The organism is Chitinophaga alhagiae (assembly GCF_003568665.1).
GTDB classification, from domain to species: Bacteria; Bacteroidota; Bacteroidia; order Chitinophagales; family Chitinophagaceae; genus Chitinophaga; species Chitinophaga alhagiae.
This window is the reverse complement of sequence record NZ_QXMH01000005.1, coordinates 97,951-120,229: the sequence shown is the minus strand read 5'-3', so window position 1 is coordinate 120,229 and position 22,279 is coordinate 97,951. Positions and strand designations below refer to the sequence as shown.

Below are 22,279 nucleotides of genomic sequence, written 5' to 3'. Positions count from 1 at the left end.
CTTATTTCTTTTTCTTGCTTTTGGTTAAAATATTGGATACCCCGCGCATGTCTTTGCCGGAGGTGTTAACGGCCTGGTGTACCACAATGCGGGCGGTTTTGTATTCTTCCCAGTTAAAGTCTTCCAGCAAGAACTTGCCGGCCGCCTGCGCGCCGAGCACAAACAGCTCGCGCTGCTTGTCTGACGGGATATTGAAGTCCAGCCAGTTGTATGCATGCACATCGATGACGCCAATGCCTTTGCGGAACAGGCTGTTCTTGAGCAGGAAATCCTTGTCGTAGTAATACCGCACGGTATTGAACAGCTTGCCCAGGTAATCGGCCAGGCCCAGGTTGTCTGCCTGGTTCAGCGTATTGTCCGCCGGCGTGGCGTCGTTCAGCTCAATGCCGAGGGTAGGCAGGCGGGGAATGGTCACTTCCGGGTTATAGAGGATGTTGATGGGGAAGTTGGACAGTACGCCGCCGTCAACAAAACGCACGGCGGTGGGAATGTCTTCCGGTTCCATCAGCAGGTGGTTGCGCCAGTGCGTCTGGACAATGGGCAGCTCCCGGGGAATGTTGCGGATAATGTGAGACTCGAAAAAGATGGGGATGCTCATGGAGGCGCGCACAAACTCCGCCGGGTGCAGCTCCTGCTGGTTCTCGCGGAAGAGGTTCCACATTTTCGGGAACTCTATCTTGTTCTGGGTAATGATGTCTGAGGTGATGAGGGTGATGTCTGGCCGCAGGCCCCTGGTGGGGTCATCTCCCAGGCTGCGGTCTGTTTCTACGTTGCGGATGTGGAGGCCTTCCGGCATTTTGCCGGATACGCGCTCCAGGTCTTCGATGGTCTGCACGCCGTTTTCGGCCATGATCATCTTGATCCAGTCCGTAAAGTTCTTGCCGGGGTTGATGCCGAAGCCGCGGTTCTTGAGGCGGGAAATGAGGTAGCTGCCATAACCCGCTGCCAGCGCAAGGCCCAACAGCATCATACCTGTAAGGATATAAGACACCAGCGCAATACCGTTAAACACGGGGTAATGATGGCGCAGGCCGGTGCTTACCACATCCGTCAGCAGCAGGGCGGCCAGTGCAATGCCCACGCGGCGGGCGCCCTTTTTGATGCGCCGGGCAAAATGTTCTGTTTTGATCACCCATTTGATGAGCTTCTTCGCAAAGGGGTGGCCGTCTACAAAATCAAAAAAAGGTTTGTTGCAGAGATACTGGAGGATGCGCTCGGATTTGGTGAGGCCGGCGGCTTTGTCTTCCCGCACCACGGCCAGCAGCGTGGTGTTGATGGCTCCCGCGCTGGTACCTGCCAGCCGCATGAAGCGGATGCCTGCTTTTTCAAGAATGTAGGTATACCCAACCAGCGCTACGCCCAGCACACCGCCGCCTTCCTGTACCAGGTGCACATACTGGCGCCCGTCTTTATCAAGAGTGTCTGATATGACCAGTTGCTCGAAACGCTCTCCGAACCGGTTTTTCAGTGCATCGAGTACCGCGGTCACTTCCGGCGCCTGGGTGAAGTATTCAGGCCCCGGTTTTTGAGTGAAAGACATGGCAGATAGTTTTTGGGGGTGTTAACAGATATTCACCAAATTACGGCATAACGGGGATAATAACAAGCGGGATAACACACGGCGAAGGGCGGCTGTATCAAGCTGAAATATCAATCCACCTGTAGCTGGTTTGCGGCAGAAAAAACGGCAGGGGAAAATATTGCCGTAAACGGCCCTGCTTATTCAAATGCCCTGAAACCTTTATGCTGCGCCAGCGCCAGCATTTCCTTGTCTCCACTGCTGTCTCCGTAAGCGTAAATGGCATGGAAAGTGGTGAGGTGAACGGCTTCCCTGATCCTGCATACTTTTTCATCGCCGTTGCAGTTGCGGCCGGTGAGCAGCCCGGTGAGCAGCCCGTTCTTCACCTCCAGCACGGAGCCCAGGCAGGGGATGCCCAGCGTATTGCTCCAGGGCGCCACCCAGTTTTCAGCAGAAGCGGTAACAATGTACACTACGTGGCCCTCGGCCTTATGCCAGGCCAGCGCGTTCAGCGCCTTGGGCCGCAGTATGGCGGGCAGGCGTTTTTCGCAAAAAGCGTTGCAGGCCTGCTGGAACTGCGTAGCGGGCATATTGCGGAAAAAGTATTTCAGCACTATTTCTTTCATCCGCTGGTTGGAGATCATCTTCATTTTGAACATCACCAGCAGCGGGCTGAGCACGGCCATGCCGGCATAAAACGCTGCATCGCCTTTCTGGAAACGGATGATCTCGAACAGCGTGTCTTTGCTGGTGATGGTACCGTCAAAATCAAAAAATGCGATCACGTTCTTCACAGCTTGAGTTTTTTGAAGATAAACTCCGGGATGCTTTTGATAATGAGCATGATGTAGCGCCAGAACCACCGGGTATAGATCACGTTCTTTTTACGGGCGGCGGCCTTGAACACATCTTCCGCTACCTGCTCCGGTTTGGCGGTAAGCAGGGGAGGAAGGGTGAGGTTTTCCGTCATGCGGGTGTACACAAAACCCGGTTGCACGCTCATAACGTGTACGCCTGCATGAAACAGCCGGTTGCGCAGGCCTGACAGGTAGGCGGTAAAGCCCGCCTTGGCGCTGCCGTACAGGTAATTGCTCATTCTGCCCCGCTCTCCGGCTACAGAGCTGATGCCGATGATGGCGCCGGTTTTGCGGGCGGCCATGTCTTCCGCCACAATATTGAGTATGGATACGGCGCCGGTGTAATTGGTATGTAAAATGCGGGCGGCTTCTTCCCAGTGCTGCTGCCCTTTTTCCTGGTCTCCCAGGTAGCCGAACACGCAGATCACCACATCGGGCCTGGCGGGCAGGGATTGATAAAAAGCGGCGTGGCTGTCAAAATCCAGCGCGTCAAAACTGTGGGCGGTAGCCGCCACGTTGTGCCTGATCTGGAAGTCCTGCTGCAGGGTATGCAGCTCTTCCGGCCGGCGGGCCGCCAGCTGTACCGCGTATTGCGCCTGTGCGTATCTGCGGGCTATTGCCACAGCCATATCTGAGCCTGCGCCGAGTATTAGTACCGTAGGTGTCATCTATTCAAAAAATACTTTGTTAGTAGGCAAATAAATAATTACATAAAAACTCAGTATCCACAGGAGAATGGTCAATTGAATGAAGCGGTCTTTGTACAGGATTTTGGTGGGGGAGCCCGTATTGTTGTCTACGTAGGCGATCTGCAAATATCGCATTAATCCGGCAATTACAAAAATGCTGGTGTAGTACAGGCGGTAGGTATTAAAACGTTCCATGGTGGCGGGCGCCATGGTATACATGATATAAGCTACTATGATAACGGCAGATACCAGGGCCAGGGACGTGTTGAGAAAATCCATGTTGTACCCTTTGGAGGCTTTGCGCAGGTCTTTGCCGGAAGCCATTTTGAGCACAATATCGTCCCGCCGCTTGGCCAGCGCCATAAAGAGGGCCAGCAGGAAGATCATGAGCATCAGCCATTCAGACACGGCCACGTCAGACGCAACGCCACCGGCTTTGATGCGCAGCACAAAACCGATAGACACAATAAACACGTCCAGGATGGAAATATTCTTCAGCCCGAAAGAGTAGGCCAGGTTGAGCAGGAAATAAATGGACAGTACAAACGCGAACTTGGGGCTGATCATCCACGCCCCGCCGAAACCCACAACTACCAGTACGGCAAAAATGGCGAGGGCCGCATTTTTAGATACAGCGCCGGAAGCAAGGGGGCGCTTTGATTTTTCAGGATGGGCCCGGTCTGCTTCAATATCCCGGTAATCATTAATAATGTAAATGCTGCTGGCCAGGAGACTGAAGCAGGCAAAAGCACCGACGAGCACCAATACTTTATCGAAATCGAACATCTGGCCGGCAAAAAACAGCGGAATAAACAGGAAGAGATTTTTGGCCCAGTGTTTCGGCCTCAACAATTTTAAGTATTGCACGGGGATTAAACTTTATTGCGCAGCAAGTTACAATGAATTTGAGGATTTGTAGCTATTTTTGCACTCTTTAATATTATAATATCATTATTTGTAAACTGCCCCCGCATGAATGGTCCCTTTTTGACACAGCGCAGAGCCACCATTATTGAATGTATTTTAATTATCGGCCTCGCCCTTGTACCGTTATTTGCCACTTTCCCTTACCGTGTAAACATCTTTTTATCGTGGGAGGGCGCTTACCGCCTGTCTGAAGGACAGATGCCTTACCGCGATTTCGGTACGCCGCTGGGTGTTGGTTTCTGGCTGATGCCGGCGCTTTTTTTCAAATTGTTCGGGCCTTACCTGGTATCGCTTGTGAAAGCGCAGGTGCTGCTTAATATCATCGGCGGTTTTTCATTCCGTTCCATCCTGAAAAGTGTAGGCGTACCCGTTGGCGTGCGCGTACTGGCCGTGCTGGTGTTCGTGCTGTCTTATTCTTTCCCCAACTTCTGGCCGTGGTATAACAACACCGTGATCATTTACCAGTTGGCGGGCCTCGCTTTGTTGCTGAAAGGCCTGAACGGCGGTAAATGGCGCTGGGCAGCCATTTTCGGCGCTGCTTTTTTCACCTTCCTGAGCTTTTTCACCAAGCAGGACGGCGGCGGGCTGGCCATGCTGCTGTGCCTGGCCCTGCTGGGTTACCATAGCCTCCGCCACAAACGCTGGCAGGAGCTGGCGGCATTTCTCGGCAGTTACGCAGTGGTGGCGCTGGCCTTCATTTTACCGTTTGTTCCACACGGTTTCGGGTACTGGTTCAACCATGGGCAGCCGCCGCACAACTCCCGCCTGTCTGTCAAGGATATCATAGACGAGTTCCTGGTGGCCTCCCAATGGCTGAAGTTTTACCTGGTGCTGGTGATATTGCTGATAGCGCCCGCGCTGCGGGATGTGAAGGCGCTGTGGGCAGACAGCCGTAAAATGATGTTCATCCTCCTTACCATCGGCATTATTGCGGAGGCCAGCCTCTTCCAGGTAACCAGCTATACGCCGCCAGACAACAACATCTTTTTCCATGCATTCGCTTTTGCTTTCATTTTCACCCAGCTCAGCCAGCTGTTGCAGCTTAAAACGGACAGTTTCAGGCCCTTCCTGGCCGGCGCCGTGCTGGTGGGGCTCTGGTGGTCCGGAGCTTTCTACAAGTACGTAGACCGCATCCTGAGCCGTATTCTGCCCGCGCCGGTGACCGCTGTGGCAGGCGGGGAAAACGTGATCTCCCGCAACAATTTCATGCTGCATGAAGATACTACGGACGTGCCCACCTCCGAATGGATCTTTTCCAGCCTGCCCGAGTTCAAAAAGATCTATATGCCGCCCTCCACGGTGCAAGGTATGGACAGGCTGATGAACTTACCGGAAGTGAAAACCAAAGGCAAGGAACTGAACATATTGAACCTCACTGAATTAACTCCACTGAAACATAGTATCGGTTACAAGGAGGAAATTGGCCATGATATTCCCCTCTGGCACCACCTGGGCGTGGGCATGTTCAACCGGCAGCTGGCGGCGTACCAGGAAAGGATCGCGCGGAAGGAGTATGACATTGTGCTGTATGAATATGCCCCCACGCTGAACAACTTCTTCCCGTTTGCCCTGCGAGACGACCTGAAGCGGCACTACCGGCAGGTAGACAGTTTTCTGGCGCCCCGCCGGCCCACGAACGCAACTATTGAAGTGTATATAAAATAAAAAGCGCTTACCTTGCGGCTCTTTTCCTGAATAACCGCAAGCCGAAACCATGCAGCGCAGCAGCAACAAGTCTACTTTGATACTGGCTCTGGGCCTGGTGTACATCCTTTGGGGGTCTACCTTCCTGGGCATGAAAATAGGCGCTGAAATATTACCGCCCTTCCTGCTGACCACCCTGCGCTTTATATTGGCCGGCAGCATTATGCTGGCGTTCGGGCTGTGGAAGGAAAAAGAGCGGCCCAGCGCCCGGCAGTGGGCCAATGCCGCTATTGTTGGCGTATTGCTGATAGGCATCGGCAACTCCAGTGTAGCGCTGGCCGTTACGGTAATGCCCTCCGGCATGGTGGCCCTGTTCATTGCGGCGCTGCCGGCGTGGTTCATTTCGCTCGACTGGGCTTTTTTCAGCAGAAAGAGACCGCAACCGCTCACGTTGTGGGGGCTTTTTCTCGGCTTTACAGGCCTCTTCTATATTTTCGACCCTTTCCATCTTTTCACCGCCGGCCCCACGGCCAGCCGCAGCATTCCGCTCTGGCCCATACCGCTGCTCACGCTTGGCTCCCTGGCCTGGGCGCTGGGTTCCCTGCTGTCTCCCCGCATGAACATGCCCAAACAGATGACCGCTTCCGGCATACAAATGCTGGCGGGCATGCTGGTGGGGCTGCTGCTGAGCGTATGCCTGGAATTGCAGAACTGGCACAAATTCGGGGAAATGACGGTCCGCACCTGGAGCGCGGTAGCGTACCTGGTGGTGTTCGGCTCCCTGGTGGGCTTTACGGCCTATAGCTGGCTGGTGAACAACGCCCCGCCGCAGCTGACGGCTACCTATGCTTATGTAAACCCGGTGGTGGCCATCTTCCTGGGGTGGCTGATACTGGACGAGCAATTGTCTGCCCAATCGCTCACCGGCTCTGCTATTGTAATTGCGGGGGTGGTGCTGATGACGTTGAAGAAGAAATAGAACGGCTTATTTGGCCAGTTCCACGTCAAACTGTGTAATGGCGCCCTGCTGCAGCAGGCTGTTGTTCAGCAGTTCCATTTTGGGCATGGTGCCCGTCACTTCATATTTACCTTCGAGCATGCCCGTTCCCACCCGGGTGGTGGATATCTTTTTTACAATACTGCAATAGCGGGTAAATAACGCTTCCAGCTCAGCCGTGCTCATGGCGGCCTCCTGGTATTGGATGGCGTAATATTTCCTGTCCCGGCGGCGGTTAATGACATTCTCCACATAAGAGAGCCCCCACAGCACAAAAAGCGTGATCGCTACAGCCGTTCCCGCCAATGCGTACGCCCCGATGCCAATGGCCATGCCAATGGCGGCGGAGATCCAGATGGTGGCGGCCGTAGTAATACCGTCTACGGTAAACCCGCCCCTGAAAATAACGCCCGCCCCAATAAAGCCTACGCCGGTGAGAATGTTGGAGGCCACCCGGTCTCCCGTAGTGCCCGGCATATGGCTGCCAACAATGGTAAATAGGGCGGAGCTGACGCAAATCAGCGCAATGGTGCGGATACCGGCCGCCTTGCGCTGCACCTCCCGCTCGAAACCCAGTAAAAAACCCGCTACCATGGCAGCCAGCAGGCGGATGAACATTTCTTCGCTCAGGAACATGTAAAAAAGATTTAATCAACAAACACCGGGCACAGGAATGCCGTTCACAGACAGCAGGCTGTCCAGCCGCAATACCAGGCCATTATCCAGCTGCAAAAATTCTGCCTTGTTCAGCGTGTAGAGGTTGCGGATGCGGGCGGTCACTTCCTGCTGCTGGCCCTGGCCGTCGGTAAAGGCTATAACGCAGAGGGTCTGCATGGTGGCCCAGGCCTCCAGGCGGTCATAATAGTTGCAGTCAATAGGCTGGTATGGCATTTCCGGTGTTCCCATAAATTGGTTTTCAAAATTACGCTGTGGTGGACTATTTTTGCAGCACTGAAAAAATAAAAAATATTCCGGCATGTTAGAGTCTACATTTAAATTTCCCCATCAAACCGCTTTTTATAAAGGCAAGGTACGGGATGTATACACCATTGAAGATAAATGGATGGTGATGTTCGTAAGCGACCGCATATCCGCATTTGACGTGGTTTTGCCCCGCCCCATTCCTTACAAGGGGCAGGTATTGAACCAGATTGCGGCCATTATGCTGGATGCCACCAAAGATATTGTGCCCAACTGGGTAAAGTCCGTTCCGCTGCCTAACGCCACTGTAGGGTTGAAATGTGACACATTTCCGGTAGAAATGGTGGTGCGCGGCAACCTGACCGGGCATGCCTGGCGCACGTACAAGAGCGGCAAACGCGAGCTGTGCGGCGTGGCGCTGCCGGAAGGGCTGAAGGAGAACGACTATTTCCCGTCACCCATAATTACCCCCACCACCAAAGCGCATGAAGGGCACGATGAGGATATTTCCCGTGAGGAGATCATTGCCCAGGGCCTGGTAAGCAAGGAAGACTACGAAAAACTGGAAAAATACACCCTGGCGCTGTTTGAACGCGGGCGCGAGCTGGCGGCCAAACGCGGCCTCATACTGGTAGATACCAAATATGAGTTTGGTAAAATAGGCGATACCATTTACCTGATAGACGAGATCCACACGCCAGACTCCAGCCGTTACTTTTACGCGGAAGGGTACGAGGCAAAACAAAAGGCCGGCGAGCCGCAGAAGCAGCTGAGCAAGGAGTTTGTGCGCGAGTGGCTGATGGAAAACGGCTTCCAGGGTAAAGAAGGGCAGCAGGTACCGGAAATGACAGACGCGTTCATTGACAGCGTAAGCAACCGGTATATTGAGCTGTTCGAGAATATCACGGGGCAGCAGTTCAAGAAAGAAGATGTGTCTCCGGCGGATGCGGAGCAAAAGATACTGGATACGCTGAAGAGCTTGTAATACGGAAGGAGCGGGGTGACCCGCTCCTTTTTATCTTCACCCTCAATACAAATTTATCTCCACCCCTCAATACAAAATAAACCCCTTCAATTTCTTCTCCTTTTCGATCCGGATATCCTTGCCGGATACCGCCACGATCCCTTCCTGCCCCCATTCGTTCAGCACTTTGAAAAGCGTTTCGTAGGTAGTGCCCGCGTAGGAGGCAATATCCTGTTTGGTGAGCAGGTTATTGATGTTCCCGCCCGCGTCCGTGCCAAAAACCTGGCGGATGGTAAGCAGTGCTTCCGCAATGCGGCCTTTCACGTCCATATGCACCATGTTGCGCATTTTGTGTTCCGCTTCCTGCAGCTCCCCGGCATACAGCATCATCATGCTGATAGCCAGGCCGTTATTCACTTTCAGGCTGGACAGGAAAAATTCCGTGGAGATGCGGCAGGCGCTGCCGGCTTCCAGGGCGGTGGCGGTAACGGGGAAATGCTGTTCCTTGCCCATGCCGCGGTGGCCCAGCACATCGCCGGGCGCGGCAAATTTGATAATGAGGTCTTTGGCCGCTCCCCATTGTTTATGCACCTTGATGGTGCCGCCGTGCAGAAAATAAAAGTGCGAGGCTGGCTCTCCTTCTGTAAAAAGCACCTGGCCTCTTTTGAAAGCAACTATTTCCGAACGCGCCGCAATGGCATCGTACCATTCCGGGAGGCTATGTTTGCACAGGAAACAGTGAGGATGATCAGAAATCATTGTTTAGGCAATATATTTTAAGGTTATTTTTCAAATTTAAGCGCAAAAATATTGCATAAGACATACTTTTGCAAAATGAAAGACGAATCGATTGCTATTTCCCCTTCCCTGGAGACCGAATTTGACCAGCCGGCGGAGCCTTCCGGCTCGCCGGTTTCCATCCGGGTATTTTTTCTCAGCGTACAGGTAGTGTTGAATGCCATCATCATCGGGTTCATAGCCCGCGGGCTGGTGGCGTTGATCAACCTGATCACGAATATATCTTTTTATGGCCAGTTCTCTTTTGCGGAGCATGGGCCGGCGGGCAACCAGCTGGGCGCCTGGGTGATAGCGGTGCCGGTATTGGGCGGCATTATCATCGGCCTCATGGCGCGTACCGGCTCAGCCGCCATACGCGGCCACGGCATCCCTGAAGCCATGGAGCAGGTGCTGACCAACGAAAGCCGCATCAAACCCATCATTACCTGGCTCAAACCCTTGTCTGCCGCCATTTCTATTGGTACGGGCGGGCCGTTTGGGGCAGAAGGGCCTATTATTGCCACCGGCGGGGCGTTCGGCTCCCTGGCAGGGCAGATCATGCGCATCACCCCGCAGGAAAGAAAAGTGATGCTCACCGCGGGCGCTACGGCCGGTATGGCCGCTATTTTCGGCACGCCGGTAGCGGCGGTGCTGCTGGCCATTGAGCTGCTGCTGTTCGAATTTTCGCCCCGTTCCATCATACCCGTAGCCCTGGCCTGCGCTACCGGCGCGGCCATGCATTACCTGCTGTTCGGCTCCGGACCGGTGTTCCCCATGGCGGAAGTACCCGCGCCGGGTTACCGCCAGATGCTCTGGTACGTAGGCCTGGGCGCCATCATGGGCGTTCTGGCGGCACTGGTATCCAAAAGCGTTTATTTTATTGAAGACCTGTTTGAAAAACTGCCCATCCACTGGATGTGGTGGCCGGCCCTGGGCGCTGTTGGCGTTGGGATAACCGGTTATTTTGCGCCTTACACCCTTGGTGTGGGGTACAATAACATTACCGAGCTGCTGACAGGTTCCGTGCCTTTGCAACTGGTGCTGGGCCTCTGTTTCATGAAGTTCATTTCCTGGGCCGTTTCACTGGGCAGCGGTACCTCCGGCGGAACGCTGGCGCCACTGCTCACCATCGGCGGCGCCTGCGGTACCATGCTGGGCATGCTGGTACTGCATTATTTCCCGCAAAGCGGGTTGCACCTGCCCACCTGCGCCCTGATAGGCATGGCGGCCATGTTTGCCGGCGCGGCGCGGGCGTTGCTCACGGCCATTGTATTTGCCTTTGAATGCACCATGCAGCCGCACGGGCTGCTGCCGCTGCTGGGCGCCTGCACCGGTTCTTATTTTATTTCCTTCTTCCTCATGAAAAATACTATCATGACGGAAAAGATACACCGCCGCGGCATTCACACACCAGATGCTTATGAGCCTGACGTATTGCAGCACATGACGGTAGAGGAAGTGATGCAGAAGCTGGACAAAGCGCAGCCGCGCGGTTTCCAGACCCTTTATGTTTACCCGGGCAGCCCGCTTACGCTGGCCATGCAGCTCATGAGCCGCTACGGCCTGAGCGCCCTGCCGGTAGTGAACAAAGAGAACAAGGAAGAAATGCTGGGCAGCATTACAGCGCCGATGATCTTTGCAGCTTATAGCCGCCATAAATCCGCCGGTCATCAGTACCAGCGCGCCATTTCCATGAAAAGAAGAGGTTTCCGTTTATTCCTGCGCGGAAAGGGTTTGCTGAAAGATGCCCGAAATGCATAGCAATCCCTACATTTGTGTAGCATTTTGAGACCGCGCTTGTATGCGGTCTCATTTGACCATTGCTAAGATCCGGATTACAAATGAAACACCTCGCAGCTTTAAACAAGTACTTCGTAAAATATAAATGGCGTTTTTTACTGGGCATGCTGTTCACGGCCGTATCTATTGTGTTCAGCGTTTTTCAGCCCATTATGGTGCGGCAGATCTTTGACCTGCTGGAAGCCAACCTGAAAAACTACCAGATGATCAGCGATACCGGCCTGAAAACACTTTTCAGGAGCGGCTTCACCAAAACGCTGGCTTTCTACGGCCTGTCCATATTGGGCCTGGCGCTGCTGAGCGGTTTCTTCATGTTCCTGCAAAGGCAGACCCTCATTGTGATGAGCCGGTACATTGAGTACGACCTGAAGAACGAAATATTCCAGCAGTACCAGCGGCTGGACCTCACCTTTTTCAAGATGAACCGCACGGGAGACATGATGAGCCGCATTACGGAAGATGTTTCCCGTGTACGCATGTACGTGGGGCCGGCGCTGATGTACGCCACCCGTACGGTGATCATGATGGTGATGATCATCTGGCTGATGTGGAGCGTGAACCCCACGCTGACGCTGTACACCTTGTCTCCGCTGCCGTTGCTGGCGCTCACCATTTATTTTGTGAACGCTGTGATCCACAAAAAAAGCGAGCGCATCCAGGCGCAGCTGTCTAACATCACCTCCATAGCGCAGGAGAACTACTCCGGCATCAGGGTGATCAAATCTTATGTACAGGAAGCCCCCAGCGCGCAGCATTTTGAGGAGGCCAGCGAGGCATATAAACACAGCTCTATCAGCCTGGCCAAAACGGACGCCATGTATCAGCCGGCCATGGCGCTGATGATAGGGCTGAGCGTGATACTCACCATTTTCATTGGCGGCATGCAGGTCATCAACGGCAATATCACCATCGGCAACCTGGCGGAGTTTGTGCTGTATGTGAACATGCTCACCTTCCCGTTCTTTTCCATTGGCTGGGTGGCCTCCATGATACAGCGTGCCGCGGCCTCGCAGCAGCGCATCAACGAGTTCCTGGACGAAAAGCCGCAGATCGCGGATGCGCCGGACGCGCAGGCGCCCGTGCTGAAAGGGGATATCCGCTTTTCCCACGTATCTTTTACGTATTCCCACACCGGTATACAGGCTTTGCGCAATTTTGACCTGCATATCAAACCGGGCCAGAAAGTGGCCGTTATTGGCAGAACAGGCTCCGGCAAAACCACCCTGGCGCAACTGCTGATACGGATGTTTGACCCGCAGGAGGGGAGTATATTGATAGACGGTACGGACATCCGGCAGATGAAGCTGTCCAGCCTCCGCAACCAGATCAGCTATGTGCCGCAAGACGTGTTCCTGTTTTCAGATACCATCAGCAACAACATCCGCTTCGGTGAGCCGGGCGCGGATGAAGAAGCCGTACACGCGGCCGCGCGGCAGGCATCTGTGGAAAAGGACATACAGCAGTTCCCCGAAGGTTTTTCTACCGTAGTAGGGGAACGGGGCGTAACGCTCAGCGGCGGCCAGAAACAACGGGTATCCATTGCCCGCGCGCTTATCCGCAACCCGAACATCATGGTGTTCGATGATTGCCTTTCAGCCGTAGACGCCCGCACGGAAAAAGAGATCATCGGCAACCTGTATGCCTACCTGGAAAATAAAACGGCCATCATCATCACGCACCGTATTTTTTCACTCTTCTCTTTTGACAAGATCATTGTGCTGGACGAAGGCGGCGTGGCAGAAAGCGGTACACATGAAGAATTATTATCAAGGAATGGTTATTACGCAGAGCTGTACGCACGTCAGCAAACAGGGGAGGAGGAAAACATAAACGGGTAATTTTCATAGCGTTGTAACTCGCTTCCATCAAGGATTCCGCGAAATATAAGATGATTTTTCAAAATCATTTAAAATTATTTTGATATTTGTAAAACAATAGTATATTTGTTGATTATTGATCATTCAAACAGGATTTGATTCGTTAACACTTAAATCTATCAACTGTGGCGTACGAAAACAACAATCAACAGGAAAGAAACAACGACAGCATCTTTTCCAAGAGATTGAAAGCGGGCAAAAGAAGAACTTATTTCTTTGATGTAAAAACTACCCGGGGGAACGATTACTTTTTGACTATCACCGAAAGTAAAAAACGTTTCAACGATAACGGTTACGACAGGCACAAAGTATTCCTGTACAAAGAAGACTTTAACAAGTTCCTGAATGCTTTAACCGAAACTATCAATTATGTAAAAACAGAATTGATGCCCGATTTCGACTTTGATGCGTACAACCATGACTACTCTGAAAACCGTGACGACGAGCAGGACGGTGAAAGCTTCAGCGTAGAAGCATCTGCCCCCCGCGAGCAGGTAGCTGCAGAAGCTGAAGCCGAAGCAGAAGCGCCCGCTCCCTCCGGTGAGGATGTAGACAAATGGTAAATCTTCTCCCTGTCAACGATAAGATTTTTAAAACCTCCGGCAGCACCGGAGGTTTTTTATTGCATTGGCTCCGCGCACCCAAAGCGCATTTCCAGACATGCGGGAGGGTTTTAACGGCAGGAACTTTACCAGACAAAAAACGGGAAACCATCTGCCAGATAGTTTCCCGCCATCAGCCGCATACAGCGGCCGGGTATTATTTTCTCAGTTGTTTATAAGCATTGATAAGCCCGTTGGTAGACGCATCGTGAGCGCTAACGGGCGTATTATCCGCCAGCTCCGGCAAAATGCGGTTGGCCAGTTGTTTCCCCAGCTCCACGCCCCACTGGTCAAAACTGTAAATATTCCAGATCACGCCCTGCACAAATATCTTGTGCTCATACAGGGCAATAAGCGCGCCCAGCGTATGCGGCGTTACCTCTTTCAGCAGAAAGGAGTTGGTGGGCCTGTTGCCGGTAAATACCTTGAAGGGCACCAGTTCCTCCGGTGTGCCTTCGGCCCGCACTTCATCCGCCGTTTTACCGTTCATGAGCGCTTCCGTTTGCGCAAAAAAGTTAGACAGCAGTTTGGGATGATGATCGCCAATGGGGTTATGGCTGATAGCAGGCGCAATAAAATCACAGGGGATCAGTTTGGTGCCCTGGTGTATCAGCTGGTAAAACGCATGCTGGCCGTTGGTGCCCGGCTCTCCCCAAACAATGGGGCCGGTCTGGTAGCTCACGGGCTGCCCCGTTCTGTCTGTATACTTGCCGTTGCTTTCCATATTGCCCTGCTGGAAATAGGCGGCAAAGCGGTGCATGTACTGGTCGTACGGCAGAATGGCCTCCGAGTCCGCGTCAAAGAAATTGCCGTACCAGAGGCCTATGAGCGCCATAATAACGGGGATGTTCTCCTGGAAGGGCGTTTCCCTGAAATGCACGTCTGTGGCATGCGCGCCGGCCAGCAAAGCCTCAAAATTTTTATACCCGATGGTAAGGGCAATAGACAGGCCAATGGCAGACCAGAGGGAGTAGCGGCCGCCCACCCAATCCCAGAAGGCGAACATGTTTTTGGGATCGATGCCAAATGCCGTCACTGCTTTTTCGTTGGTAGACAGGGCGGCAAAATGCAGGGCTATATCTTTTTCTTTACCGCCGTTCTCCAGGAACCAGCTGCGCGCGGTGTGCGCGTTGGTCATGGTCTCCTGCGTGGTAAAGGTTTTGGAGGCAATGAGGAACAGCGTTTCGTCTGGCGTTACTTTTTTCAGCGTTTCGGCAATATGGGTGCCGTCTACGTTAGACACAAAGTAGGTCTGGATGCCTTCTACCCAGTAGGGGCGGAGGGCTTCCGTTACCATCACCGGCCCCAGGTCTGAACCGCCGATGCCGATGTTGACAATATAACGGATACGCTTACCCGAAAATCCTTTCCATTCACCCTTGTGGATGCGGGCGCAGCAGTCTTCCATCTGGCGCAGCACGGCGTTCACTTCCGGCATCACGTCTTTCCCGTCAAGCATCACCGGCTGGCCGGAGCGGTTGCGCAGCGCGGTATGCAGTACGGCGCGGTGCTCGGTGGCGTTGATCTTTTCAGCGCCGAACATGGCCTTTATGGCCTCATCAACCCCGCATTCTTCCGCCAGGCCCAGCAAGAGCCGCATGGTGTCTGCATTGATGATGTTTTTGGAATAATCGAAGAGAATATTTTCAAACTGGAGGGAAAAAGACGCAAAGCGTTTAGGGTCTGCCGCAAAGAGCGTGCGCATGTGCGTTTTTTTCATGTCTGCCGCATGGGCTTGTAACTGTTGCCAGGCTTTGGTAGCAGTTGGTTGTACTGAAGGGAGCATACGATCTGATTATGTAATTGACGGTAAAAATACACAGTAATGCGGGATATTCAACCCACCGGTTTGCGCCTGCGCAGTATTTGCAGGAGCAGCGCCAGTGCCAGCAGGGCAATAATGATGGTGGCCGCGGCCACTATGGGCGCTGATTCCCGGCCGCCTTCCGCTTCCCTTTTGAGCACAATGCCGTAAAAGGCCCAGAGGTTGGCCAATCCGAAATAGATATTATTGAAGCGGAAGATCATGAGCAGGGCTACCAGCGTGCCAATGGTCATCATGGCCAGCGCCCAGGCAACGGGGGAGACGCGGCTCCAGCCGGCCGCCGCCACCCACGCTGAAATGTTGGCCAGGGTAGCTACGCTGATCCACCCGAAATAGAGGCCGAAAGGAAAGTGGATAAACAGTTTTTCCAGGAAGCCCGCGCCGGGGTGGGCAATGCGGAAATTGCGGTGAATGATCACCAGGGTGTAGAGCACAAACAACATCAGCAGTACAGACAGCCATATGGCGTGGTAATGCCAGGCAAAAAGCCAGGAAGCGTTACCCAGGCAGTTAAGCAGGAACCAGCCTTTCATGCGCGCGTGGAAAGCCTCCAGTTCCGCCAGGTGGCCCGCGGAAAAGGCCAGCCATAACTGGTAAGCCGCAAAGCCCAGCAGCCCCAGGTAAATAACGCCCCAAATGGAAAAAGTAACACCGGCAGGCGTGAAGAGGTTGGGGTACAGTGCGGAAATTTCACCGGTGGTACGGTCATTCAACGCGCCGGTGCTGGCCATAACGTTCACACCAAGCACTATCAGCAGGCCTATCAGGTTGAAAGAAGCCTGCTGCCGGTAATGGGGAATGCTTCTCCGGGTTTCCATGTGGTTATTTTATTTGCATTTCATTAACAAAAACCTTTCCAAACTGTCCGCCACCTACAATTTACGTATTAAAAATGAGGGCATTAGCAGGCATAAACGCGTTTCATAATTCGTTAATAAAGGTTTATCTTTGCGCACTTATGACAATAGAGCAACTGAAAGATATAAGGGACCGTTTGTATGTCCTGGGAGGTTTTCTTTAACGTCCGGGACCGTATAGACAAGATCGAAAACGACCGGCAGATGACCCTTGCGCCCGGCTTCTGGGATGACAATGAAAGGGCTACCGCCATTCTCAAGGAAATCAAGGTAAACAAGTTCTGGGTAGACCTTTACGAACAGGTACGCACGGCTATTGAAGACAGCGCCGTGCTGCTGGAGTTCCAGAAAGAAGGAGAAGCCACGGAAGAAGAAGTGAACGCGGCCTATCAGCATGCGCTGGACGAGCTGGACGGGCTGGAATTTAAAAGCACCCTGAACCAGCCGGAAGACGAGATGCCGGCGGTGCTCACCATCAACTCCGGCGCAGGCGGCACCGAAAGCCAGGACTGGGCGGAGATGCTGCTGCGCATGTACCGCATGTACGGGGAGAAGCAGGGCTGGAAAGTGAGCGAGCTGGATGTGCAGTACGGAGACGGCGCGGGCATCAAATCAGCCACGCTGGAGTTTGACGGCGGGTTTGCTTATGGCTTGCTGAAAGCGGAAAGCGGGGTACACCGGCTGGTACGCATTTCTCCGTTTGATTCCAACGCGCGCAGGCACACGTCCTTTGCTTCCGTATTTGTATACCCGCTGATAGATGATACCATTGAGGTAGAAGTAAACCCGGCAGACCTGGAATGGGAATTTTACCGTTCCGGCGGCAAGGGCGGGCAGAACGTGAACAAGGTAGAGACCGCGGTGCGCCTGAAACACATTCCCTCCGGCATCATCATTGAATGCCAGCAGGCCCGCACCCAGGGAGAGAACAGAACAAAGGCCCTGGCCATGCTGAAAAGCCGCCTGTATGAGGAAGAGCTGCGCAAGCGCGAAGAGCTGAAGAACGCCAGCAATGCGAACAAACGCAAAATTGAATGGGGCTCGCAGATCCGTTCTTACGTGTTCCATCCTTACAAAATGATCAAAGACCACCGCACGGAATATGAAGTAGGCAACGTACAGCCCGTTATGGACGGAGAGCTGGACGGCTTCATCAAGGCTTACCTGATGATGCAGAAAGAAGAAGAAAAAAGCTGAGCACCAACCATCAGCCGCAAGAACCATATTGAATCACGAAACAACAACGATCTAAGCCATGCACAATGCTTATTTTGACTTTGCAGCACCAGGCAATGAACCGGTTATGAGCTTTGCCCCCGGCTCTCCCGAAAGGGCGGCGCTCAAAAAACAGCTGGCTGCTTTCAAGGCGCAGGAAATGGACATCCCCATGTACATCGGCGGCAAGGAAGTACGTACCGGCAAAACCGTAGACATTCGCCCCCCGCACGAGATCAAACACAAGCTGGGCCACTTTCACCAGGGTGAGGCCAGCCACGTAACAGCCGCTATCAACGCCGCGCTGGCGGCACGGCAGCAATGGGCAGACACCCCCTGGGAGCAACGGGCCGCCGTTTTCCTGAAAGCCGCGGAACTGCTGGCCACCAAATACCGCGCGCATACCAATGCCGCCACCATGCTGGGGCAGAGCAAAAATGCCTTCCAGGCGGAAATAGACAGCGCCTGCGAACTGATCGATTTCCTCCGTTTCAACGTACATTACCTCACAGAAATTTACCGGCAGCAGCCTGCCAGCTCTCCCGGCGTACACAACCGCCTGGAGTACCGCCCGCTGGAAGGTTTTGTACTGGCCGTTACGCCTTTCAACTTTTCCGCCATTGGCGGCAACCTGCCCACCTCCGCCGCCATGTGCGGCAACGTAGTGGTCTGGAAACCGGCCAACACACAGGTATACCATGCCAGCTTCTTCATGAAAGTGCTCATGGAAGCCGGCCTGCCAGACGGGGTGATCAACCTCGTATATGCAGACGGACCCCTGATCGGAGACGTTTGTTTTACTCACCCGGACTTTGCCGGCATCCATTTTACCGGCTCCACCGGCGTGTTCCAGACCATGTGGAAGACCATTGGCGGCAACATTGCCAAATACAAAACGTATCCCCGCATTGTTGGGGAAACAGGCGGTAAAGACTTTGTAATGGTACACCGTTCCGCGGATGCAGATACGGTGGTAACCGCCCTTGCCCGCGGCGCCTTCGAGTTCCAGGGCCAGAAATGCTCCGCCGCTTCCCGCGCGTACCTGCCGGATAATATGGCAGATGAGATCAAAAGTAAGCTGGCAGCCACGCTGAAAACCATGAAGATGGGCACCACGGAAGATTTCTCCAACTTCATCAACGCGGTGATAGACGAGCGCTCTTTCGACAAAATTGCGAAGTACATAGACAACGCGAAGAAAGACCCCGCCGCTGAGATCGTTGCGGGCGGCCACTACGATAAATCCGCCGGCTATTTCATAGAACCTACGGTGATAGCCACCACAGACCCGAACTACGTAACCATGTGCGAGGAGATCTTTGGGCCGGTGCTGACCGTTTACACGTATGATGCGGAAAAATATGAAGAGACCCTGGAGCTGGTAGACCGTACCAGCACCTACGCCCTCACCGGTTCCATTATTGCGCAAGACCGTTATGCCATTGAGCTGGCTACGCGCAAGCTGGTGAACGCGGCCGGCAACTTCTATATTAACGACAAGCCCACCGGCGCGGTGGTAGGGCAGCAGCCTTTCGGCGGCGCCCGCGCATCCGGCACCAATGACAAGGCCGGTTCACAGCTGAACCTTTACCGCTGGCTGAGCGCCAGAACAGTGAAGGAAACGCTGGTACCGCCTACGGATTACCGTTACCCGTTCTTACAGGAAGCGTAAAGGATATACATCAACAACAAAGCCGGCCTCGCAAGAGACCGGCTTTGTTATTTTTCCGAAGGCGGTATGGCCGGTTACATCTTTTTGATAGCCGCCATGGCTTCTTCCACGTGCTGCGTAGCCTGGGTGAGGGAGTTGAACTGGTGCACAATGACACCGTTCTTGTCCAGCACATAGGTAACGCGGCCCGGCAACATCATGGTTTTAGGCACGCCAAAGAGCTTGCGCACTTTATTGTCCGTATCCGCCAGCAGGGTGAAAGGCAGCTTGTATTTCTCCGCAAACTTTTTATGGGAGGCTACATCGTCCCCGCTGATACCCACTACCTGCGCGCCCGCGCTTGTAAAGGCCTCAAAAGAGTCCCTGAAAGAGCAGGCTTCCTTGGTGCAGCCGGGCGTATCGTCTTTCGGGTAAAAGTACACCACCACAGGGCCTTTGGCCAGTGCGGAAGATAACCGGAAGTTATGCCCGTCCTGGTCTTTCAGTTCAAAATCAGGCACTTTGGAGCCGGTAGCAAGTTGTCCCTTGGCGGTAGCGCCAAAACCGAATATGGCCAGTGTGAGCAGCATGGTATGAAACGTTTTCATGGTCCGTAAAATATGATCTGTATCAAAGCTACAAAAGCTGTACCACATCAAAATGTTAAAAGAGGAAATTGACCCCGATGGTGAGGTTATCGAAATCGAACGTGTTGCTGATACCTACGTTGTGCATGGTACTTTTTGTTTCCGGCATGTTTGATGCGGACAATACCTGCTGTCTGTGTTCGGAATAGCTGTAACTAAGCAGGGGTCCGAGGGAGGCCAGCAAATTGATGTTATGCCTCAGCCTGCACTGCAGGCCCGGCCTGTAGGCTATCTCCGCCCTTCGCGTTTTTGAAAGATAATAGTGGCTGGGGCCTGAAACGTAATTCTTTCCACCGCCATAGGAGATCACAGCGTCATTAAAAATTTCAAGCGGCGTTTTCCATAAGGGAATAATGTAGCGGGCAAACGGGCCGGCGCTCCAGTTCAGGTAAGGCTTGTCTTCTTCAAAAAGAGACGAATTGTAGTAACTGGCTTCCACGCCAATGGCAAAATTGGGCCGCAGGAACCAGCCGAACTGCGGGGAAATGCCCCAGCTGCTGGTTCGGCTTTCTGTAACGCCGGTGGGCACTCCGTTGCCATCCAGCATAAAGCGCTGGGTGGTGTGGCTCGAATAATTGAACCCGCTGCCAACAAAGAACTTTTTTTCTTTCGGCGCGTCCTGGGCCAGGAGAGGAGCAGTGCAAAGGGTAAGCATGGTTGCCGTAAGGGCAAGGGTCACGTAACTTTTTTTCATAAAACGAATGTTTTAGTTAACCTGCTGGAATGCGCAATTTCGGTACCGCCATTCCTTAATATTATGTTAATGACATATACGTGTTACAACGTCCCCTCCATCTTTCCTTTTTTATTCTGCCCCTTTAATCGTTATTTTTGAGCATCTAAAACCCAGTTTGTTTTGAAATCTATTTTGACGGATCGGCAATTAGCAATTACCATCGACAGGTTGAGCCACCAGTTGATCGAGAACCACCCGCAGTTCACCAACACCGTACTGATCGGCCTGCAACCGAGGGGCATTTATTTGTCAGACAGGATCTATCATCAGCTCCAGACGCTGCTGCCCGGCGTACAGGTACCTTACGGAAAGCTGGACATTACTTTTTACCGGGACGATTACAAGAGCGGCAAAGGCTTCCATACGCCCAACGAAACGGATATTGATTTTTCCATAGAGAACAAACATGTGGTGCTGGTAGACGATGTGCTGTACACCGGCCGCACCATCCGCTCCGCCATGGACGCCATGCTTGATTTTGGCCGGCCCGCTACCGTAGAGCTGCTGGTGCTGATAGACCGGCGCTTCAGCCGCGAGCTGCCCATTCAGCCTACTTACACCGGCCGCACCATAGACGCTATCATCACGGAAAAGGTGAAAGTGCTCTGGAAGGAGCGGGACGGGAAAGACGAAGTTGTATTGATTGCCTAATTCATTTATATTTGCATCCTAGAATGTCACTGTCTGCTAAACATCTGTTAGGTATACGCGATCTGAAGCGTTCGGATATAGAGCTAATTTTCAAAACAGCCGATCAATTTAAGGACGTTTTACAAAGGCCCATCAAGAAGGTCCCCTCGCTGCGGGATACCACCATCGTTAACGTATTTTTTGAGAACTCCACCCGCACCCGCATTTCGTTCGAACTGGCGGAGAAACGGCTGGGCGCCGATGTGGTGAACTTTTCCGCGTCCGGCTCTTCCGTATCCAAAGGGGAAACGCTGATAGACACGGTCAACAATATCCTTTCCATGAAGGTAGACCTGGTGGTGATGCGGCACTCCGCTACAGGCGCGCCGCATTTTCTCAGCAAACACATCAATGTGCCCATTGTGAACGCGGGAGACGGTATCAATGAACACCCCACGCAGGCTTTGCTGGACGCTTATTCCATCCGTGAAAGGCTGGGCAGCGTGGAGGGCAAAAAAGTAGCCATCTGCGGTGATATCATGCACTCGCGGGTAGCGCTCTCCAACATTTACTGCCTCAAGAAGCTGGGCGCGGAAGTGACGGTAGCCGGCCCGCCCACGCTCATCCCGAAATATATTGCAGAGGCCCTTGGCGTGAACGTAACATACAATATACGCGAAGCGCTCAACTGGTGCGATGTGGCCAACGTGCTGCGCATACAGCTGGAAAGGCAGAACATGCCGCTGTTCTCTTCCCTGCGGGAATATTCACTGGCTTACGGGGTAAACCGGCAGTTGCTGGACAGCCTGCAGAAAGAAATTGTGATCATGCACCCGGGGCCTATTAACCGCGGTGTGGAACTAAGCTCCGATGTGGCGGACTCCGGCCAGTCCATCATCCTTGACCAGGTAGAGAACGGTGTGGCTACCCGCATGGCGGTGCTGTACCTGCTGGCCAGGAAAGAAGATTAAGGCACTACTACGAATAACGATACAGAAAGGCGCTGCCGGTAACGGCGGCGCTTTTTTTTGTGCCCGGCGCAAATGCAGAAAGGCGCTACCGGGAACGGCAGCGTCTTTTTTTATGCACCCGGCGCAAATGCACGGGAAAAGCGCCCCGGCATGCCGGCGGCGCCTTTCATTAT

The 22,279-nt window shown here is 53.4% G+C and carries 21 protein-coding genes; 10 read left to right on the top strand and 11 right to left on the bottom strand.

All coding sequences use genetic code 11. From position 1 onward, the window contains the following. Position 1 precedes the first annotated feature (1 nt). The 4 genes from D3A97_RS22595 to D3A97_RS22580 form a co-directional block, all read right to left on the bottom strand. The gene (locus tag D3A97_RS22595) at positions 2 to 1,540 is read right to left on the bottom strand and encodes a patatin-like phospholipase family protein (RefSeq protein ID WP_119080835.1); all 1,539 of its coding nucleotides are present in this window, start codon (positions 1,538 to 1,540) and stop codon (positions 2 to 4) included. Between the two features lie 179 nt (positions 1,541 to 1,719). Then, positions 1,720 to 2,313, bottom strand: a complete 594-nt coding sequence (locus tag D3A97_RS22590) for an HAD family hydrolase (RefSeq protein WP_198674137.1) — start codon at positions 2,311 to 2,313, stop codon at positions 1,720 to 1,722. Next, positions 2,310 to 3,044, bottom strand: coding sequence for an SDR family oxidoreductase (locus D3A97_RS22585; protein ID WP_119080834.1), 735 nt, complete (start codon positions 3,042 to 3,044; stop codon positions 2,310 to 2,312). The genes D3A97_RS22590 and D3A97_RS22585 overlap by 4 nt, the downstream gene beginning before the upstream one ends. Beyond that, complete coding sequence (locus D3A97_RS22580; RefSeq protein ID WP_119080833.1) at positions 3,045 to 3,932, bottom strand: decaprenyl-phosphate phosphoribosyltransferase; 888 nt, start codon at positions 3,930 to 3,932, stop codon at positions 3,045 to 3,047. It abuts the gene before it with no gap. A gap of 120 nt (positions 3,933 to 4,052) precedes the next feature. Here D3A97_RS22580 and D3A97_RS22575 point away from each other — a divergent pair, with 120 nt between their 5' ends. Together D3A97_RS22575 and D3A97_RS22570 are read left to right on the top strand one after the other, a co-directional pair. Next, the gene (locus tag D3A97_RS22575; RefSeq protein ID WP_119080832.1) at positions 4,053 to 5,657 is read left to right on the top strand and encodes a hypothetical protein; all 1,605 of its coding nucleotides are present in this window, start codon (positions 4,053 to 4,055) and stop codon (positions 5,655 to 5,657) included. Positions 5,658 to 5,706: 49 nt separating this feature from the next. Continuing rightward, the gene (locus D3A97_RS22570; RefSeq protein WP_119080831.1) at positions 5,707 to 6,615 is read left to right on the top strand and encodes an EamA family transporter; all 909 of its coding nucleotides are present in this window, start codon (positions 5,707 to 5,709) and stop codon (positions 6,613 to 6,615) included. Positions 6,616 to 6,621: 6 nt separating this feature from the next. Here D3A97_RS22570 and D3A97_RS22565 read toward each other — a convergent pair whose 3' ends face one another. Both D3A97_RS22565 and D3A97_RS22560 read right to left on the bottom strand, forming a co-directional pair. Beyond that, entirely contained in the window at positions 6,622 to 7,269 is a 648-nt protein-coding gene (locus D3A97_RS22565) for an MgtC/SapB family protein (protein ID WP_119080830.1), read from the bottom strand. A gap of 15 nt (positions 7,270 to 7,284) precedes the next feature. Then, a complete protein-coding gene (locus tag D3A97_RS22560) occupies positions 7,285 to 7,539 on the bottom strand; it encodes a hypothetical protein (RefSeq protein ID WP_119080829.1) in 255 nt (84 codons plus the stop codon). A 70-nt stretch (positions 7,540 to 7,609) separates the two neighbouring features. On the opposite strand from D3A97_RS22560, the gene D3A97_RS22555 reads away from it, so the two are divergent. Continuing rightward, a complete protein-coding gene (locus D3A97_RS22555) occupies positions 7,610 to 8,539 on the top strand; it encodes a phosphoribosylaminoimidazolesuccinocarboxamide synthase (RefSeq protein WP_119080828.1) in 930 nt (309 codons plus the stop codon). Positions 8,540 to 8,605: 66 nt separating this feature from the next. On the opposite strand, the gene D3A97_RS22550 is transcribed toward D3A97_RS22555, so the two are convergent. After that, positions 8,606 to 9,277 carry a Crp/Fnr family transcriptional regulator gene (locus D3A97_RS22550; protein WP_119080827.1) on the bottom strand — a complete coding sequence of 224 codons (672 nt, stop codon included), beginning with the start codon at positions 9,275 to 9,277 and terminating at the stop codon, positions 8,606 to 8,608. Between the two features lie 75 nt (positions 9,278 to 9,352). Here D3A97_RS22550 and D3A97_RS22545 point away from each other — a divergent pair, with 75 nt between their 5' ends. From D3A97_RS22545 to D3A97_RS22535, 3 genes are all read left to right on the top strand, one after another. After that, positions 9,353 to 11,056, top strand: coding sequence for a chloride channel protein (locus D3A97_RS22545; protein ID WP_119080826.1), 1,704 nt, complete (start codon positions 9,353 to 9,355; stop codon positions 11,054 to 11,056). Between the two features lie 80 nt (positions 11,057 to 11,136). Then, positions 11,137 to 12,933: an ABC transporter ATP-binding protein gene (locus tag D3A97_RS22540; RefSeq protein WP_119080825.1), complete on the top strand. Its 1,797-nt coding sequence runs from the start codon at positions 11,137 to 11,139 to the stop codon at positions 12,931 to 12,933. Positions 12,934 to 13,097: 164 nt separating this feature from the next. Then, the gene (locus tag D3A97_RS22535) at positions 13,098 to 13,535 is read left to right on the top strand and encodes a DUF3276 family protein (RefSeq protein ID WP_119080824.1); all 438 of its coding nucleotides are present in this window, start codon (positions 13,098 to 13,100) and stop codon (positions 13,533 to 13,535) included. Between the two features lie 196 nt (positions 13,536 to 13,731). On the opposite strand, the gene pgi is transcribed toward D3A97_RS22535, so the two are convergent. Together pgi and D3A97_RS22525 are read right to left on the bottom strand one after the other, a co-directional pair. After that, complete coding sequence (gene pgi / locus D3A97_RS22530) at positions 13,732 to 15,360, bottom strand: glucose-6-phosphate isomerase (RefSeq protein WP_119080823.1); 1,629 nt, start codon at positions 15,358 to 15,360, stop codon at positions 13,732 to 13,734. 50 nt (positions 15,361 to 15,410) lie between these two features. Beyond that, positions 15,411 to 16,217, bottom strand: a complete 807-nt coding sequence (locus D3A97_RS22525; protein ID WP_119080822.1) for a TspO/MBR family protein — start codon at positions 16,215 to 16,217, stop codon at positions 15,411 to 15,413. A gap of 140 nt (positions 16,218 to 16,357) precedes the next feature. Here D3A97_RS22525 and prfB point away from each other — a divergent pair. Beyond that, positions 16,358 to 17,453, top strand: a protein-coding gene (gene prfB, locus D3A97_RS22520) for a peptide chain release factor 2 (RefSeq protein ID WP_119080821.1) whose coding sequence is annotated in 2 segments (ribosomal slippage) — positions 16,358 to 16,417 and positions 16,419 to 17,453 — 1,095 coding nt in all. Because the reading frame shifts where the segments join, the coding sequence is not laid out codon by codon here. Positions 17,454 to 17,511: 58 nt separating this feature from the next. Further along, positions 17,512 to 19,143, top strand: coding sequence for an L-glutamate gamma-semialdehyde dehydrogenase (pruA, locus tag D3A97_RS22515; protein WP_119080820.1), 1,632 nt, complete (start codon positions 17,512 to 17,514; stop codon positions 19,141 to 19,143). A gap of 74 nt (positions 19,144 to 19,217) precedes the next feature. On the opposite strand, the gene D3A97_RS22510 is transcribed toward pruA, so the two are convergent. Together D3A97_RS22510 and D3A97_RS22505 are read right to left on the bottom strand one after the other, a co-directional pair. Then, positions 19,218 to 19,730: a peroxiredoxin gene (locus D3A97_RS22510; protein ID WP_232826051.1), complete on the bottom strand. Its 513-nt coding sequence runs from the start codon at positions 19,728 to 19,730 to the stop codon at positions 19,218 to 19,220. A 55-nt stretch (positions 19,731 to 19,785) separates the two neighbouring features. Next, positions 19,786 to 20,463, bottom strand: a complete 678-nt coding sequence (locus D3A97_RS22505) for a hypothetical protein (protein WP_119080819.1) — start codon at positions 20,461 to 20,463, stop codon at positions 19,786 to 19,788. A gap of 162 nt (positions 20,464 to 20,625) precedes the next feature. Here D3A97_RS22505 and pyrR point away from each other — a divergent pair, with 162 nt between their 5' ends. Both pyrR and D3A97_RS22495 read left to right on the top strand, forming a co-directional pair. Next, the gene (pyrR, locus tag D3A97_RS22500; protein WP_119080818.1) at positions 20,626 to 21,156 is read left to right on the top strand and encodes a bifunctional pyr operon transcriptional regulator/uracil phosphoribosyltransferase PyrR; all 531 of its coding nucleotides are present in this window, start codon (positions 20,626 to 20,628) and stop codon (positions 21,154 to 21,156) included. 23 nt (positions 21,157 to 21,179) lie between these two features. Further along, positions 21,180 to 22,106 (top strand): aspartate carbamoyltransferase catalytic subunit, encoded by a 927-nt coding sequence (locus tag D3A97_RS22495; protein ID WP_119080817.1) that lies wholly within the window; start codon positions 21,180 to 21,182, stop codon positions 22,104 to 22,106. Positions 22,107 to 22,279: the final 173 nt, after the last annotated feature.

Bases quoted from the DNA above. Each gene is read 5' to 3' on its own strand.
- D3A97_RS22545 (WP_119080826.1), top strand. From the start codon at position 9,353: ATGAAAGACGAATCGATTGCTATTTCCCCTTCCCTGGAGACCGAATTT.
- D3A97_RS22560 (WP_119080829.1), bottom strand. From the start codon at position 7,539: ATGGGAACACCGGAAATGCCATACCAGCCTATTGACTGCAACTATTAT.
- D3A97_RS22570 (WP_119080831.1), top strand. From the start codon at position 5,707: ATGCAGCGCAGCAGCAACAAGTCTACTTTGATACTGGCTCTGGGCCTG.
- D3A97_RS22595 (WP_119080835.1), bottom strand. From the start codon at position 1,540: ATGTCTTTCACTCAAAAACCGGGGCCTGAATACTTCACCCAGGCGCCG.
- pruA (WP_119080820.1), top strand. From the start codon at position 17,512: ATGCACAATGCTTATTTTGACTTTGCAGCACCAGGCAATGAACCGGTT.
- D3A97_RS22510 (WP_232826051.1), bottom strand. From the start codon at position 19,730: ATGAAAACGTTTCATACCATGCTGCTCACACTGGCCATATTCGGTTTT.
- D3A97_RS22540 (WP_119080825.1), top strand. From the start codon at position 11,137: ATGAAACACCTCGCAGCTTTAAACAAGTACTTCGTAAAATATAAATGG.
- pgi (WP_119080823.1), bottom strand. From the start codon at position 15,360: ATGCTCCCTTCAGTACAACCAACTGCTACCAAAGCCTGGCAACAGTTA.
- D3A97_RS22585 (WP_119080834.1), bottom strand. From the start codon at position 3,044: ATGACACCTACGGTACTAATACTCGGCGCAGGCTCAGATATGGCTGTG.
- D3A97_RS22525 (WP_119080822.1), bottom strand. From the start codon at position 16,217: ATGGAAACCCGGAGAAGCATTCCCCATTACCGGCAGCAGGCTTCTTTC.
- D3A97_RS22505 (WP_119080819.1), bottom strand. From the start codon at position 20,463: ATGAAAAAAAGTTACGTGACCCTTGCCCTTACGGCAACCATGCTTACC.
- D3A97_RS22550 (WP_119080827.1), bottom strand. From the start codon at position 9,277: ATGATTTCTGATCATCCTCACTGTTTCCTGTGCAAACATAGCCTCCCG.
- D3A97_RS22555 (WP_119080828.1), top strand. From the start codon at position 7,610: ATGTTAGAGTCTACATTTAAATTTCCCCATCAAACCGCTTTTTATAAA.
- D3A97_RS22565 (WP_119080830.1), bottom strand. From the start codon at position 7,269: ATGTTCCTGAGCGAAGAAATGTTCATCCGCCTGCTGGCTGCCATGGTA.
- D3A97_RS22495 (WP_119080817.1), top strand. From the start codon at position 21,180: ATGTCACTGTCTGCTAAACATCTGTTAGGTATACGCGATCTGAAGCGT.